Origin of the sequence: Zhengella sedimenti, assembly GCF_046506625.1 — a bacterium.
Classification (GTDB): domain Bacteria; phylum Pseudomonadota; class Alphaproteobacteria; order Rhizobiales; family Rhizobiaceae; genus Zhengella; species Zhengella sedimenti.
Genome location: NZ_JBKFFP010000003.1, coordinates 86,054 through 100,837, shown reverse-complemented (window position 1 = coordinate 100,837; position 14,784 = coordinate 86,054). Strand labels below are relative to the sequence as shown.

General features: G+C 66.5%; 15 protein-coding genes. 3 read left to right on the top strand and 12 right to left on the bottom strand.

The genetic code is table 11. The annotated features are described in order from the left end of the window. Positions 1–28 precede the first annotated feature (28 nt). Positions 29–595 carry a nucleoside deaminase gene (locus tag ACLB6G_RS09910; protein WP_410356417.1) on the top strand — a complete coding sequence of 189 codons (567 nt, stop codon included), beginning with the start codon at positions 29–31 and terminating at the stop codon, positions 593–595. A gap of 9 nt (positions 596–604) precedes the next feature. On the opposite strand, the gene ACLB6G_RS09905 is transcribed toward ACLB6G_RS09910, so the two are convergent. The 6 genes from ACLB6G_RS09905 to ACLB6G_RS09880 are packed head-to-tail and all read right to left on the bottom strand — an operon-like array spanning position 605 to position 5,402. Next, positions 605–1,294, bottom strand: a complete 690-nt coding sequence (locus tag ACLB6G_RS09905; protein ID WP_410356010.1) for an ABC transporter ATP-binding protein — start codon at positions 1,292–1,294, stop codon at positions 605–607. After that, positions 1,291–2,040: an ABC transporter ATP-binding protein gene (locus ACLB6G_RS09900; RefSeq protein WP_410356009.1), complete on the bottom strand. Its 750-nt coding sequence runs from the start codon at positions 2,038–2,040 to the stop codon at positions 1,291–1,293. The genes ACLB6G_RS09905 and ACLB6G_RS09900 overlap by 4 nt, the downstream gene beginning before the upstream one ends. After that, a complete protein-coding gene (locus ACLB6G_RS09895; protein ID WP_410356008.1) occupies positions 2,033–3,013 on the bottom strand; it encodes a branched-chain amino acid ABC transporter permease in 981 nt (326 codons plus the stop codon). The genes ACLB6G_RS09900 and ACLB6G_RS09895 overlap by 8 nt, the downstream gene beginning before the upstream one ends. Beyond that, complete coding sequence (locus ACLB6G_RS09890) at positions 3,013–3,933, bottom strand: branched-chain amino acid ABC transporter permease (protein ID WP_410356416.1); 921 nt, start codon at positions 3,931–3,933, stop codon at positions 3,013–3,015. Before ACLB6G_RS09890 ends, ACLB6G_RS09895 begins: the two co-directional genes overlap by 1 nt. Positions 3,934–3,991: 58 nt before the next feature. After that, positions 3,992–5,131: an ABC transporter substrate-binding protein gene (locus ACLB6G_RS09885; RefSeq protein ID WP_410356007.1), complete on the bottom strand. Its 1,140-nt coding sequence runs from the start codon at positions 5,129–5,131 to the stop codon at positions 3,992–3,994. Between the two features lie 34 nt (positions 5,132–5,165). After that, on the bottom strand, positions 5,166–5,402 hold the full coding sequence (locus ACLB6G_RS09880; RefSeq protein WP_410356006.1) for an Lrp/AsnC ligand binding domain-containing protein: 237 nt from the start codon (positions 5,400–5,402) through the stop codon (positions 5,166–5,168). Between the two features lie 192 nt (positions 5,403–5,594). Here ACLB6G_RS09880 and ACLB6G_RS09875 point away from each other — a divergent pair, with 192 nt between their 5' ends. Then, positions 5,595–6,413, top strand: a complete 819-nt coding sequence (locus tag ACLB6G_RS09875) for an alpha/beta hydrolase (RefSeq protein WP_410356005.1) — start codon at positions 5,595–5,597, stop codon at positions 6,411–6,413. A 3-nt stretch (positions 6,414–6,416) separates the two neighbouring features. Here the strand turns inward: ACLB6G_RS09875 and ACLB6G_RS09870 are convergent, their stop codons facing one another. Further along, positions 6,417–7,610 carry a pyridoxal phosphate-dependent aminotransferase gene (locus tag ACLB6G_RS09870; RefSeq protein ID WP_410356004.1) on the bottom strand — a complete coding sequence of 398 codons (1,194 nt, stop codon included), beginning with the start codon at positions 7,608–7,610 and terminating at the stop codon, positions 6,417–6,419. A 144-nt stretch (positions 7,611–7,754) separates the two neighbouring features. On the opposite strand from ACLB6G_RS09870, the gene ACLB6G_RS09865 reads away from it, so the two are divergent. Further along, complete coding sequence (locus ACLB6G_RS09865) at positions 7,755–8,708, top strand: ChaN family lipoprotein (protein WP_410356003.1); 954 nt, start codon at positions 7,755–7,757, stop codon at positions 8,706–8,708. Positions 8,709–8,741: 33 nt separating this feature from the next. Here ACLB6G_RS09865 and ACLB6G_RS09860 read toward each other — a convergent pair whose 3' ends face one another. From ACLB6G_RS09860 to ACLB6G_RS09840, 5 genes are all read right to left on the bottom strand, one after another. Further along, positions 8,742–9,422: a response regulator gene (locus ACLB6G_RS09860; RefSeq protein ID WP_410356002.1), complete on the bottom strand. Its 681-nt coding sequence runs from the start codon at positions 9,420–9,422 to the stop codon at positions 8,742–8,744. A gap of 68 nt (positions 9,423–9,490) precedes the next feature. Further along, positions 9,491–10,279 (bottom strand): beta-keto acid cleavage family enzyme, encoded by a 789-nt coding sequence (locus ACLB6G_RS09855; RefSeq protein ID WP_410356001.1) that lies wholly within the window; start codon positions 10,277–10,279, stop codon positions 9,491–9,493. Beyond that, the gene (locus ACLB6G_RS09850; RefSeq protein WP_410356000.1) at positions 10,276–11,604 is read right to left on the bottom strand and encodes an aspartate aminotransferase family protein; all 1,329 of its coding nucleotides are present in this window, start codon (positions 11,602–11,604) and stop codon (positions 10,276–10,278) included. Before ACLB6G_RS09850 ends, ACLB6G_RS09855 begins: the two co-directional genes overlap by 4 nt. Positions 11,605–11,610: 6 nt before the next feature. Continuing rightward, positions 11,611–12,045 carry a universal stress protein gene (locus ACLB6G_RS09845; RefSeq protein WP_410355999.1) on the bottom strand — a complete coding sequence of 145 codons (435 nt, stop codon included), beginning with the start codon at positions 12,043–12,045 and terminating at the stop codon, positions 11,611–11,613. A 13-nt stretch (positions 12,046–12,058) separates the two neighbouring features. Continuing rightward, positions 12,059–14,683, bottom strand: coding sequence for a TRAP transporter permease (locus ACLB6G_RS09840; RefSeq protein ID WP_410355998.1), 2,625 nt, complete (start codon positions 14,681–14,683; stop codon positions 12,059–12,061). Positions 14,684–14,784: the final 101 nt, after the last annotated feature.

The window sequence follows — 14,784 nt, the reverse complement described above, 5'->3', positions numbered from 1 at the left end:
CGTGACAGATGCCCGCCTGATCAACCGCATGCTCGATGTGATCGAGCACGACATCATCCCGCTGACCGAAGCCGGCGTCGCGAAGGGCAACAAGCTCTTCGGCGCCGCCATCCTGCGCAAGGACGACCTGTCGCTGGTCCTCGCCGAGACCAACAACGAGCTGGAAAACCCGCTCTGGCATGGCGAGACCCACACGCTGAAGCGCTTCTACGAAATGCCCGCCGATCAGCGTCCCGACACGAAGGACTGCCTGTTCATCTCCACCCACGAACCCTGCTCGCTGTGCCTTTCGGCCATCACATGGACCGGCTTCGACAATTTCGCCTACCTGTTCAGCCATGAGGACAGCCGCGATTCCTTTGCCATCCCGCACGACCTGAAAATCCTGAAAGAGGTCTTCACCCTGGACCCCGGCGGTTACAATGCCGAGAACGCCTTCTGGAAAAGCTGGTCGATCCCGGCACGCGCCAACGCCTTGCCGGAACCGGAGCGCAGCCAGACGCTGGAGCGCATCGCCCGCATCAAGGCCAAGTATGACGAACTGTCGGCCGCCTATCAGGAAACCAAGGAAGGCAACGCCATCCCGCTGAACTGAGGCGGGATCTCAGACGCCGAGATAGCGCGTGGCAACCGCGTCGGTCAGGTCGGCCGGCGTCCCCTGCCACACGCTCGCGCCCTTTTCCAGGATCACGCAGCGGTCGGCGAAGCCTTTCAGTTCCTTCAGCGACTTGTCCACGACGAGGATGGACAGGCCCGTCCTGCGCAGCGCCGAAATGGCCGACCAGATTTCCTGGCGCACCACGGGCGCAAGTCCCTCCGTGGCCTCGTCGAGGACGAGAAGGCGCGGATTGGTCATCAGCGCCCGCCCGATGGCCAGCATCTGCTGCTCGCCGCCCGACAGCGTGGCTGCGGGCTGCGCCTGCCGTTCCTGCAACCGCGGGAACAGGCCATGCACCTTGTCGAGCGTCCATTCGCCGGGCCGGGCCGCAGCAACGAGGTTTTCCCGCACCGTCAGCGGGCCGAAGCAACGCCGCCCTTCCGGCACCAGCCCGACGCCGAGCCGAGCCACGCGGAACGGCGGCATCGGGCCGATATCCTGCCCGCTGAAACGCAGCCTGCCACCATGATGGCGCATCAGCCGGCAGATGGTGCGGATGGTCGTCGTCTTGCCCATGCCGTTGCGCCCCATCAGCGCCACGGCCTCGCCCTCGCCGACGGCCAGGCTCACCCCGAACAGCGCCTGCGCCGCGCCGTAGCTGGCCTCGACCGCATCGACCTCCAGCAGCGCGCTCATGCCGCATCCCCCAGATAGGCCTCGCGCACCAGCGCATTGGCACGGATCTCGTCCGCCGTTCCCGTCGCGACGATCCTGCCATAGACCATGACGGAGATGCGGTCGGCCAGCGCGAACACGGCGTCCATGTCGTGCTCGACGAGCAGGATCGGCGCTTCCGCCTTCAGTTCCGAAAGCAGGCGGGTCAGGCGCTGCGAGCCGTCCGGCCCCATGCCCGCCATCGGCTCGTCCATGAGAAACACCTTCGGCTGCATGGCCAGCGCGATGGCGATTTCAAGCTGCCGCCGCTCGCCATGGGAAAGGCCGGTAACCGGCACATGCGCGCGGTTCTCCAGGCCGGCGCGGCGAAGCGCGGCCATGGCCGGTTCGACAAGCGCTCCGTCGCGCTGCGCGGACCGGAAGAAGTGGAACACGCCGCCCGCGCGCGGCGCGACCGCGACCATGACATTCTCGAGCGCGGAAAATTCCGGCGCCAGGGCCGAAATCTGGAAGGTGCGGGCAAGCCCGGCCAGCGCGCGGCGCGCCGGTGGCGCCTGCGTGATGTCCTCGCCGTGGAACCGGATGGTTCCGGCATCGGGCAGGATTTCGCCGACGACCTGCTTGATCAGCGTGGTCTTGCCGGCACCGTTCGGCCCGATCAGGGCATGGATCTCGCCGGACACGAGATCGAGGTCGACCTTGTCGCTCGCCACCAGCGCGCCGAAACTGCGCGTTACCCCGGACAATTGCAGCACCGGATCAGCCATGGCCGCGCCCCTTGAGCACGAAGCCGGCCAGTCCGCCGCGCGCGAACAGCACCACCGCCAGCAGCGCCAGGCCGAGGAACAGGAGCCAATGCTCGGTCAGCCCGCCCAGGAAATGCTCCAGCAGCACGAACAGCGCCGCGCCCGCAATGGGCCCGCCGAGCCGCCCCACGCCGCCAAGGATGACGAAGATCATGATTTCGCCCGACGTGTGCCAGGACAGCATGGCGGGGCTCACGAAGCGGTTGAGATCGGCGTAGAGCGCGCCCGCGAGACCGGTGATCATGGCGGAAATGACGAAGGCGACGAGCCGCACCCGGTAAGGCGTGATGCCCGCCGAGGTGACGCGCAGCGCGTTCTGCCGCGCCGCTTCCAGGACCAGTCCGAATCGCGAGGCTTTCAGGCGCCAGGCCAACAGGATCACGGCGGCGAGAACCGCGAAGACCAGAAGGAAGAACGACAGCGGATCGAGCGTGTTGACGCCCGGAAACCCGTTGCGCACATAGATCGACAACCCGTCCTCGCCGCCATAGGCCGGCCAGGAGATGGCGAAGTAGTAGATCATCTGCGCGAAGGCGAGCGTGATCATGATGAAATAGACGCCGGTCGTGCGCAGGCTGATGGCCCCGATGGCCAGCGCGGCAAGGCCCGCCACGATCACCGCCACCAGCCACAGCACCGGCATGAAGGTGGTGCCCTCGATCAGGAAGGGCCATTCCGTCAGCGGGTCGTAATTCTGCGCATGGCTCGAAAGGATGCCGACCGCATAGCCGCCGAGACCGAAGAAGGCGGCATGGCCGAAGGAGACGAGCCCGCCCTGCCCGAGCGCCAGGTTCAGCCCGATGCCGGCCATGGCGAAGACGGCCACCTTGGTCGCCAGCGTGATGGTGAAGGTTTCGCCCGCCGCGAAGGCGATCAGCGCCACTGCCAAGAGACCGCCGGCCAGCGCGATGGTGAACAGTCCTTCCGCGCGCATCAGGCAGCACTCCCGAACAGGCCGCCGGGCTTGAGCGCCAGCACCACCGCCATGAGCATGTAGATGAGGATGGACGCGATGGCCGAGCCCACCGTTCCCGCGCTTGAGGCGTCCATGAACAGGCCGAGCGCCTGCGGCATCAGGAAGCGGCCGAGCGTATCGGTCACGCCGACCAGCAGCGCGCCCACCAGTGCGCCCTTGATCGAACCGATGCCGCCGATCACGATGACCACAAAGGCGAGGATCAGCACGGGTTCGCCCATGCCCACCTGCACCGACTGTATGGCGCCGACCAGCGCCCCTGCCAGCCCGGCAAGCGCCGCGCCCAGCATGAAGACGATGGTGTAGAGCCGGTCGATGTCGACGCCAAGCGCCGCGATCATCTCGCGGTCGGCGTCACCGGCACGGATACGCATGCCAAGGCGCGTCTTCGCCACCAGCAGGAACAGACCGGCGGCGATGGCCAGCCCCGCCACGATGATGGCCAGCCGGTAGACCGGATAGGTGATGCCGCCCGGCAGCGCGACCGAGCCTGACAGGACCTGCGGAATGTCGAGATAGAGCGGAAACGAGCCGAACAGCCAGCGCGTGCCTTCCGAAAAGACGAGGATCAGGGCGAAGGTCGCCAGCACCTGGTCGAGGTGATCGCGGTCATAGAGGCGGCGCAGCACGGTGATTTCCATCAGCGCGCCGGCGGCCGCCGCGGCCGCCAGGCTGGCGGCGAGCCCGAGCCAGAACGAGCCCGTGGCCGCCGCGACGCCTGCGCAGGCGAACGCGCCCACCATGTAGAGCGAGCCATGCGCCAGGTTGATCAGCCCCATGACGCCGAATACCAGCGTCAGCCCGGCGGCCATCAGGAACAGCATCACGCCGAGTTGCAGGCCGTTGAGAACCTGTTCGAGAAACAGCGGAAGGGTCAGCGGTCCGGCTCCCGGAGAGCCTTGGCGGGCGGCCGCTCGGCCGCCCGCCACAGGCAGGTCACATCTGGCACTCGGCCCCGTGCGGGTCCTGGTGGTTCTCGATCGCGGGACCGACGATGCGGTTGGTCACCACGTCGCCTTCCTTCACCACCTCGCGCATGTAGATGGTCTGGATCGGGTGGTGGTTGTCGGCGAACTTGAAGTCACCCCGCGTCGAGGCGAAATCCGCCGCCTTCAAGGCCGCGCGGAAAGCGTCCTGGTCGCTGACCGCCGCCTTGCCCTTGGCCGACAGCAGAAGCTGCGCGGTGTCGTAGCCCTGGCTGGCATAGAGCGAGGGCAGGCGGCCGTATTCCTTCTGGAAGGCCTCCACGAAGGCCTTGTTGGCCGCGTTGTCGAGGTCCTTGGACCAGTGCGAGGTGTTCTTGACGCCCAGCGCCGCGTCGCCGACCGCGCCCAGGATGCCCTGGTCGAAGCTGAAGGCCGGTCCCATCAGCGGCTTGTCGGCGCCCGAACCGGCATATTGCTTGATGAAGGAAATGCCCATGCCGCCCGGCAGGAAGATGAAGACCACATCGGCCTCCGTCGCCTTCATCTGCGCGATCTCGGCGGCATAATCCGTTTGCCCGAGCTTGGTGAAGACCTCGGCGCTGACCTTGCCCTTGAAGGTGCGCTTGAAGCCGTTCACGGCATCCTGGCCCGCCGGGTAGTTCGGCGCCATCAGGAAGACGGAATTGACGCCGTTCTCGCTGGCCCAGGCGCCGGCGGCCTCGTAGAAGGCGTCATTCTGCCAGGCCACGTTGAAATAGTTCTTGTGGCAGCCCTTGCCGGCAAGCTGCGACGGGCCGGCATTCGGCGACAGGTAGAACTTGCCCTGCGCGGTCACCGAAGGGACAACGGCCATGGCCAGATTGGACCAGATGATGCCGGTCAGCACATCCACCTTGTCGGACTGGATCAGCTTGTCGGCCAGTTGGACGGCCACGTCCGGCTTGCGTTGGTCATCCTCGATGACGACCTCGACCTCCGTGTCGCCGGCCTGCTTGATCGCCAGCATGAAGCCGTCGCGCACATCGATGCCGAGCCCGGCGCCGCCGCCCGAAAGCGTCGTGATCATGCCCACCTTGAGCGGTTCGGCATGCACCGCCGTCGCCATGAGGACCCCGGCCAGCGCGGCCAGCACCTTTTTGGTCTTTGTCATTCCGTTTCCTCCCGTTTTCCGGTTCTTGAATCTGTCAGAACGCCTTGAATGTCAGCGTCGTCAGCGAGCGCGAAATGCCCGCGATATCCAGGATGTTGTCGTTGACGAACTTGCCGATGTCGACACCGTCATCGACATAGAGCTTCATCAGCAGGTCGAAGTCGCCCGAGGTGGAGAACAGTTCCGAGGCGATTTCGCGCCTGTAGAGCTCTTCGGCGACCTCGTAGGTCTTGCCCGGCACGCATCTGAGCTGCACGAACACGCATTTCATGTCGTCTGTGACCTCCGCTCGGCATGGACATCCGGCATTTCCGCCATCTGTTTGTCCGCCACGTAAGAGCATCGGCGCCGGTTTGGCAAGTCCGCCGGGCCGGTCGCGCAAGGGAAGGTTTTGGTCAGCGGTTCCCGCTTCCCGTTCCGCCCCATCCCGCATAGTCTGTGCGCCGGCAAGGGGAGGAACGCCATGCACGTCACCGATTGGGACGACGCCTACGACAATTTCGGCCATATTACGGATGCAGCCGCCTATCCGCCGCAATGGGGCGAGCGGGCTTCCGCCTTCCGCGAAACGCTTCTGGCGGAGAACCGCGCGCGCCTCGATATCGCCTATGGCGGGGACGAGCGCGAACGGCTCGACCTGTTCCTCCCCGGGGCCAGGCCGAAGGGCCTGTCCGTCTTCATTCATGGCGGCTACTGGCGCGCCTTCGACAAGTCGATGTGGTCACATCTGGCCGCCGGCGCGCTTGCCCGTGGCTGGGCCGTGGCCATGCCGAGCTACACCCTGGCTCCGCAGGCGCGCATCAGCCGGATCACCCGCCAGGCCGGCGCGGCGGTGACACGGGCTGCCGCCGAAATCGCCGGGCCTGTCCGCCTGTCCGGCCATTCCGCCGGCGGCCATCTCGCCGCGCGCATGGTTTGCGCCGACAGTCCGCTTGGCGCGGATGTCCGCGCGCGGATCGAGCATGTCGTTTCCATTTCGGGCGTCCACGACCTGCGTCCGCTGATGCGCACGAAACTGAACGACCTGCTCCGGCTCGACCTCGCCGAATCGCGCGCCGAGAGCCCGGCCCTTCTGGAACCGCTCGACGGCGTGTCGCTCACCTGCTGGGCGGGCGCCGCCGAAAGGCCGGAATTCGTGCGCCAGAACGCGCTTCTGGCCAATGTCTGGGCCGGGCTTGGCGCCGATACGGAATGCATCGCCATCGAGGGCGAACATCATTTCAATGTGATCGACGCATTGACGGATCCCGAAAGCGGCCTGACCGGACGGCTGGCGCCCTGAGCCTCAGGCCGCGCCGCGCGCCTGCCCGGTCAGCGCGGCGATGTGGCGCCGGATGCGCTTCGCCGCTTCCGCCAGCACGGCGTCCGGCTGGCACAGCGAGATGCGCACGTGTCCGGCCGTCGACGGGCCGAAGGTTTCGCCCGGCATCAGCGCCAGTTTCTCCGCCTCCAGCAGACCCCAGGCGAAGGCCTCGCCGTCCGCGCTGATCTCGCGGATATCGGCCATCAGGTAGATGCCGCCCTCGGAGCCGCGGATCGTGAACCCTGCGCATCCCTCCATCGCGGCGCGGAAGGCGGACCGGCGGCGCGCGTAGATCGAGGTGATCTCGTCGACGCCATAGGCCCTGTCCAGCGCTTCCACCGCGGCATGGGAGACGAAATCGTTGAGCCCGTAGGTGGAAACGAGGTTGAGCGCGACCAGCGGCCCGATCACGCTTTCCGGTCCGGTCAGCCAGCCGACGCGCCAGCCTGTCATGCCATGGCTCTTGGACATGGAATTGATCACGAGCGTGCGCTCCGCCATGCCGTCGAGCGCGCGCGGCGAGAGATGGGGCTTGCCGCCGGTATGGCTCCAGTAGACCTCGTCGGACAGCAGCCAGAGGTCGTGCCGGCGGCAGACACCGGCAATGCCCTCCAGCGTCGCGCGGGTATAGACGGCCCCGGCGGGGTTGTTCGGCGTGTTGATCAGGATCGCCCGGGTGCGTTCCGTGACCGCCGCCTCGATCTCGTCCGCGCGTGGCTGGAAACCGTCCTCCGGACGGGCATGGACCAGCGTGAAGTCCGCGCCAGCGGCGCGGAACGTGCCGGGATAGGTCGCGTAATAGGGGGCGCAGACGATGGCATGGCTTCCCGGATCGCACACGGCCTGCACCGCCGCGTAGAGCGCGCCCTGCCCGCCGCCCGTGGCAAGCACCTCGCCAGGAACGGTCGTCACGCCCGTGACCTGTTCCGACACCCGCGCCATGGCAGCGCGCAAGGCCGGAATGCCCTCCAGTTGCGTGTAGTGATGGTGACCTTCATGCAGCGCCCTCTCACAGGCCGCCACGGTTTGCGCCGGTGTGTCGAAGTCGTGGTCGCCTGCCGTCACCATCAGCACGTCCTCGCCCGCCTGCCGGCGCGCCAGCGCATGGAAATGGATTTCCCAGCCCGTTTTCCCGCCCTGCAGGATGGAGGCGATGCGGTCGGATAGCTGCGGCATGATTCCACCTCTCTTCTGCCGTCATCTCTACCATGCCATTTGGCCGGCACCGATCAAAAGACGTGAACCATGCGTCATTTGCGCTTATTGATCGAAAGCCGCGATGCTCCATCTTGAGAGGCTGACGACAACGGGAAGCCTTGCATGATCCGATCCGCCATCCTCGCCTTCACCGCCGGCCTTGCCCTGGCATCCCCGGCAGGCGCGCTCGACCTGTCAGCCTGGCAATCGGCGCATTTCCGCGACAACCCCCTCAACGGCACGATTGCCGCGCGCGACGGCAAGGCGGCTACCGTCCAGGCGCTGCTGGATGCCGTGGGTGGCTCGGATTTCGTCGCGGTCGGGGAAATCCATGACAACCCGGATCATCACCGCATCCAGGCGGAAATCCTCCAGGCCATGGTCGACGCCGGGAAACGGCCCGCCGTGGTCTTCGAGATGGTTCCCGCCGCGCTTCAGTCCGTTCTCGACAAGGCAGGCGAGACAGGTGCCGAAAAGCTCGGCGATGCCCTTGAATGGGAAAAGCGCGGCTGGCCCGCCTGGTCCATGTACAGGCCGGTTGCCGAAGTGGCGCTGGCCGCCGGCCTGCCGCTTGTCGCCGGCGACCTCGACCGCGACGTGATCCGCGCCATCGGCAGGCAGGGCAGCCAAGCCTTGCAACCCGGCGAGGCCGCGCGCATCGGTCTCGATCTTCCCTTCGCCGCCACCGCGTCGGAGAGCCTGAAGCAGGAACTCGTCGACAGCCATTGCGGCATGATGCCGGAGGCCATGATCGCGCCGATGATCACCGTCCAGCGCGCCCGCGACGGGGCGCTCGCGGCTGCCATGGCCGCCCATGCCGGTCGCGGTGCCTTCCTCGTCGCCGGCGCCGGCCACGTGCGCGAGGATCGCGGCGCACCCGCTGTGCTGGCGCAATTGCTGCCCGGCACGGATGTGCTGACCATTGGCCTGCGCGAAACCGGGGAATCCCGGACCGTGGGCGACTATACGGCGAACGAGACCTTCGATTTCGTCATCCTGACGCCGCGCGCCAATGTGGAGGACCATTGCGCAGGCCTGCGCGAACGGTTTGCGCCCAAGGAGGGCAAGGGCGACTGAGCGCGGACGCCGGACGGTGCCGCGACGGCTCCATCAGTGCGGAAGCGTGAACTCCTGGCTTTCGCGGAAAAGCTCGGTCCCGTCGAGCTTCGACACCTCGATGACCGCCTGCGTCCGGCTGTAGACCGACAATTTGCGCAGGATTTCCGAGACATGCGCCTTGACGGTGGTCTCGCCCACCTGGAGTTCATAGGCAATTTGCTTGTTGAGCAGTCCCTGCCGCAGCATCTGCAACACCCGCAACTGCTGCGGCGTCAGCGTTGCAAGGCGCTTGACCAGTTCGGCGCGATCCTGGCTTTCCTCGTTGGCCGGACCCGCCTCGTAGGAAGCCGGGACATAGACAGCGCCATCCATCACCTCGCTGATGGCGGCGGCGAGATCGGCCTTGCGCACCGACTTGGGAATGAAACCGGCCACGCCATAGGACAGCGCCTCGCGGATGATCCGGTTGTCTTCATGGCCGGACACCACGACCACGGGGAGGCGCGGCCAGGCCGTGCGCAATTGCAACAGTCCCTCGAAGCCCTGCACACCGGGAATGTTCAGGTCGAGCAGGGCGAGATCGAAGGACGGGGAAGACCCCGACAGGATCTCCTGCGCCTCCGCTATGGTGCGCGCTTCCAGGGCTTCCGCCTCCGGATAGACGCTCTTCAGGGCGCTGTGCAGCGCCTCACGGAAAAGCGGATGGTCGTCGATGATCAGAAACCGTGCCATGTCCCAAGAGACCACAATTGCCGGGTCCCTGTCATTTGTACTTTCGATCACGCAGGGCGTAGCGGTCCTCACCCTTCTGTGCCGAGGCCCGCAAGCCGCGCCACCTCCGCGATCCGCGCGGCATTGTCGCGCGCCAGCGAACCGTCGCGGTTCCACAGGCTGTTCTCGAAACCGCAGCGCGCCTTGCCGCCCGCCTTCAGCGCGGCCAGCAGGCAGTCCGTTTCCGCCTGGCCGAAGGCGCACAGCGCCCAGTCGGCGGAAAGCCCGGTGGCAGAAAGCGCGGCGAGGAAGCCCTTGAGATCGGCCGGGTTGCTCTGTTGTCCCTCGGCATAGCGGCCCAGCACGAACAGCACCTGCAATTCCTCGTCCGGAATGACGCCGGCCGCGACGTGGCGGCCCAGGGCCGCCACCTGCTCGGGCGCATAGAGGATATGCTGCACGGCAATGCCGGCCTCCTGCGCCCAGTGATAGAAGCGCCGCGCCTCCACCACGTCCGCCGGGTCCCGGATCATCTCGCCGAGCCCCACCGACACCATGTCCGGCATGCTGGCGCGCACCACCGCGCGCTGTTGGGCGGGCGTATACCGGCCAACGGCTTCCGTGGTGATCTGCACCGCCATGCCGGGGGCGCGGATATCCATTTCCCCGATCAGTTCGCGATACAGTCCCGCGTCGAGCACATGCGCGCCGCGCCCGTCTCGCACATGCGCGTGCAACCCGCCGGCGCCCGCCGCCCGGCAGGCAATCGCCGTCTCGACCGTTTCGGCGACCGTCATCGGCAGGGCGGGATGGTCGGCCTTCGTCCGCCGCGCCCCATTGGGCGCGACCATCAGGACAGGCAGCGGCGTGACGTTCATCCCAACACCCTTGCCACCGCCGCAGAAAGCTTGCCGACAACCTCGTCAATCTGGGCGTCATCGATGATGAAGGGCGGGGCCAGCAGAACGTGGTCGCCGTTCACGCCATCGATGGTGCCACTCATCGGATAGCAGATCAGGCCTTCACCGAAGGCTTCCTTCTTGAGTGCCTTGGCAATCCCGCGCTTCGGGTCGAAAGGCGCCTTCGTCTCCCGGTCCTCGACGAATTCCAGCCCGATGAACAGGCCGCGGCCGCGAATGTCGCCCACATGGGCATGCTGGCCGAAGGCCTCATGCAGACGGGCGCGCAGCTTGTCGCCCTTGGCGCGCACATTGTCCAGGAGCCCGTCCTGCGTGATGCGCCGGAGCACGGCGCAGGACGCTGCCGCGGCCAGCGGATGGCCCATGTAGGTATGGCCGTGCTGGAAGAAACCGGAACCGGCCGCGATGGCGTCATAGATGGCGGCCGAGCAAAGCATGGCGCCGATCGGCTGATAGCCCGCGCCGAGCCCCTTGGCGATGGTCACGATGTCCGGGCGCACCCCTTCCTGTTCGCAGGCGAACAGCGTGCCGGTGCGGCCCATGCCGCACATCACCTCGTCGAGGATCAGCAGCACGCCATGGGCATCGCAGATCTCGCGGATACGCTTGAAATAGCCCTCCACGGGCGGCACCGCGCCCGCTGTTGCGCCCACCACCGGTTCGGCGATGAAGGCCATTACGTTTTCCGGGCCGAGACGCCGGATTTCCGTTTCCAGTTCATTGGCCACGCGCTGGCCGTAGTCGAAGGCGCTCTCGCCGGCATGGCGCCCCCGGTACTCATAGACCGGGCTGACATGGGATGTCTCGGCCAGCAGCGGTGCGAATTGCGCGCGACGCCATTCGTTCCCGCCGGCGGCCAGTGCGCCCAGCGTGTTGCCGTGATAGCTCTGCCGCCGGGCGATGATGCGGCTGCGCTTGCTCTCGCCCTTCTCCAGGAAATATTGCCGCGCCAGCTTGATCGCCGCTTCGACTGCTTCCGAGCCGCCGGACACCAGGTAGACCCGGTCGATGCCTTCCGGCGCATGGGCGATCAGCAGGTCGGCCAGTTCGCCCGCCGGTTCGGAGGAAAAGAACCCGGTATGGGCAAAGGCGATCCGGTCGAGTTGTCCGCGGATGGCGTCGGCCACCGTCTTGTCGGAATGGCCCAGGCAGGACACCGCCGCCCCGCCCGATCCGTCGAAATAACGCTTGCCTGAAGCGTCGATGATGTAGCAGCCGTCACCGCCAACGGCGACCGGGATGTCGGCTCCCGTCGAACGTCCGAATAGATGGGCCTGGCCCATGGCATGTCACCCGGCGTCACGTACCACGAAAACCGACTGCCGGGCGTGACGCACCACCCGCGCGGCATTGGGCCCCAGCAGGTAGTCCTTCAGTTCCGGACGGTGCGAGGCCATGACGATGAGATCGCATTTGAGCGCATTGGCCGCTTTCATGATCTCGTCATAGATCGTGCCATGCGCGACATGCCCCTGCACCGAAATTCCGTCGAGCGGGCATTCCTCGAGGAAGTCCTTGAGCGCGCTGCGGGCATTGTTCAGCATCCTCTGCTCGTAGTCGGCGGGAAAGCCCGCCCCCACGATGGCGAAGCCATAGGCCGGCACGACGGTCAGCACATGCATCTGCGCGCCGTAGCGTCTGGCCATGTCGGCGGCCACGTCGATGCTGCGCCCGGCCACCGCCTTGTCGCCCAGGTCGACGGGAACGAGAATGGTCCTGTACATCGCATGTCTCCCCTCAGAACGCCGGCACGGTCTGGCGGCGGCGCTGGAACAGCACCACCACGCCGAGCAGCACAAGCGCCGGAATGTAGAAGATTTCCTTGGGCATCCGCTCGGCCTCGGTCTGCACCAGCGCGATCTCCACCGGTTCGTCGCCGTAGAAGTCGAAGCCCTGGAACTCGGTGAAGAACTGCGTTCCGGCCAGCGGCTCCTCCAGCACGGCCTTGCCGTCGTCCACGCTCACCATGAGGCCCGCCTGGTCCAGCCGGTCGGCCCCGTCGCCGGCCTCGCCAAGCTCGGCAATGATCGTGCGCTCGGAAATCACGTCCGGCTTGTCGAAGTCCGGCCCGCGAACGACCATGCGCAACGTGCCGTTTTCGGGCTGGGCGGCGGCGAGTTCGATCACCTCGGCGCCCGGACGGTTGTCATAGGGCGGCTGCACGTAGTCCAGCCAGAAGCCCGGCCGGAACAGGGTAAAGGCCACGAGCAGCAGCGCGAGCGTTTCCCAGACGCGCGACCGGGTCAGGAAATAGCCCTGCGTCGCCGCCGCGAACAGCATCATGGCGATCACCGCGACAATGAAGATGAAGACCGCCTTGACCGCCGAGACATCGATCAGCAGCAGTTCCGTGTTGAAAATGAACAGGAACGGCAGTAGCGCGGTACGGATGTCGTAGGCGAAGCCCTGGATGCCGGTGCGGATCGGGTCGCCGCCCGATATCGCGGCCGCCGCGAAGGCTGCGAGGCCGACCGGCGGCGTGTCGTCGGCCAGGATGCCGAAATAGAACACGAAGAGGTGCACGGCGACCAGCGGCACGATGAGCCCTTGCGCCGCGCCGACGGACACGATCACCGGCGCCATCAGGGAGGACACGACGATGTAGTTCGCCGTCGTCGGCAGGCCCATGCCGAGAATGAGGCTCATCACCGCCACCAGCAGCAGCATGGCGATCAGCGATCCGCCCGACAGGAACTCCACGAATTCGCCCACCACCTGGTGGGCGCCGGTCAGCGAGACCGTGCCGACGATCACCCCGGCCGCGCCCGTGGCGACGCCGATGCCGATCATGTTGCGCGCGCCGGCAATCATGCCGTCGACGAAGTCGCGCCAGCCGTCCGAGAAGCCCAGGCCGAAACCGCCCTCGCCGCGCATGGCGCGCTTGAGCGGCTTCTGCGTGAGCACGATGAAGATCATCGAGACCGTCGCCCAATAGGCCGACAGCGTCGGCGACAGGCGCTCGACGAGAATGCACCAGATCAGGATGACGATGGGCAGGATATAGTGGAAGCCGGTGATCGCGACGTCCCAGGGCCGCGGCAGCACTTCCATCGGCGCATTCGGATCGTCCATCTCCAGGTCCGGATGCTGCGCCGCCTTGTAGACCAGGCCGACATAGGCGGCCAGGAAAAGCAGGAGCGCCGTATAGAAGGTCATTCCCGGAAAGGCCACCTTGATCCAGCCGAGCCCGTAATAGACCGCTGCCGCCAGCACCGCCATGGCGATGAAGCCGAACAGCACGCCGGAAAGGCGCTGCGCCAGCGTGCCGACGACGGTCGGCCGCTCCAGCCCCTTCAGGCCGATCTTCAGCGCTTCCAGGTGAACGATGTAGACCAGCGCGATATAGGAGATGATCGCCGGCAGGAAGGCATGTTTGATGAGTTCGGGATAGGCCACGCCGGTGAACTCGGAGATAAGGAAGGCCGCGGCGCCCATGACCGGCGGCGTCAGCTGGCCGTTCGTGGAGGAAGCCACTTCCACCGCGCCCGCCTTTTCCGGCTTGAAGCCGGTGCGCTTCATCAACGGAATCGTGAAGGTGCCGGTCGTCACCACATTGGCGATGGAAGAACCGGAATAGAGACCCGACAGCGCCGAGGCCATGACCGCCGCCTTGGCCGGCCCGCCGCGCAGGTGTCCCAGCAGCGCGAAGGCGAGCTTGATGAAGTAGTTTCCGGCCCCTGCCTTCTCCAGCAGCGACCCGAACAGCACGAACAGGAAGATCATGGAGGCCGACACGCCGAGCGCGACGCCGAACACGCCCTCCGTCTGCATCCAGTAATGCCACATTGCCTTGCCGAAGGACGCGCCCTTCCACTGGATCGCGTCCGGCATGGAATCGAGATGACCGAAGAAGACGTAGAAGACGAAGACCGACGCGACGATCACCAGCGGCAGGCCCAGGGCCCGGAAGACGGCGATGGCAAGGGTGACCATGCCGATGGCCGACATCACGAGGTCCGCCGTGGTCGGCAGGCCGGCCCGGTCGGCGATGTCCTGCTTGAACCACAGGAGATAGAGGCAGGCCCCGGCACCGAGGATGGCCAGCGCCCAGTCATAGAGCGGCACCCGGTCGCGCGGGCTCGACTTGAACAGCGGGTAGGCCAGCATGGAGAGCGCTAACGCGAAGGCCAGATGCACCTGGCGGGCTTCCTGGTTGTTGAAGACAACATTGGCCCCGGTCAGCGTGGTCAGGATGAAGGGGATGTCGGAAGCGATGTAAAGCTGGAACAGCGACCAGACGAAACACAGCGCCAGGATGAACCGGCCCGCCATGCCGGACGCGTTGCGCGCCCCGCTTTCCACCTCCGCGACCATCATGTCGACATCGACATCCGGCCGTTTCCTGTCCGCAGCCTCGCTCATGGCCTCATCCCTCTCCTGTCCCCTCGTCCTGCCGCCCTGTCAGGCGGCGCCCGCCTGTCCCGCGGGCCTTCGGGCCACGCCCCGCAAGGCGGCCGCGAAAA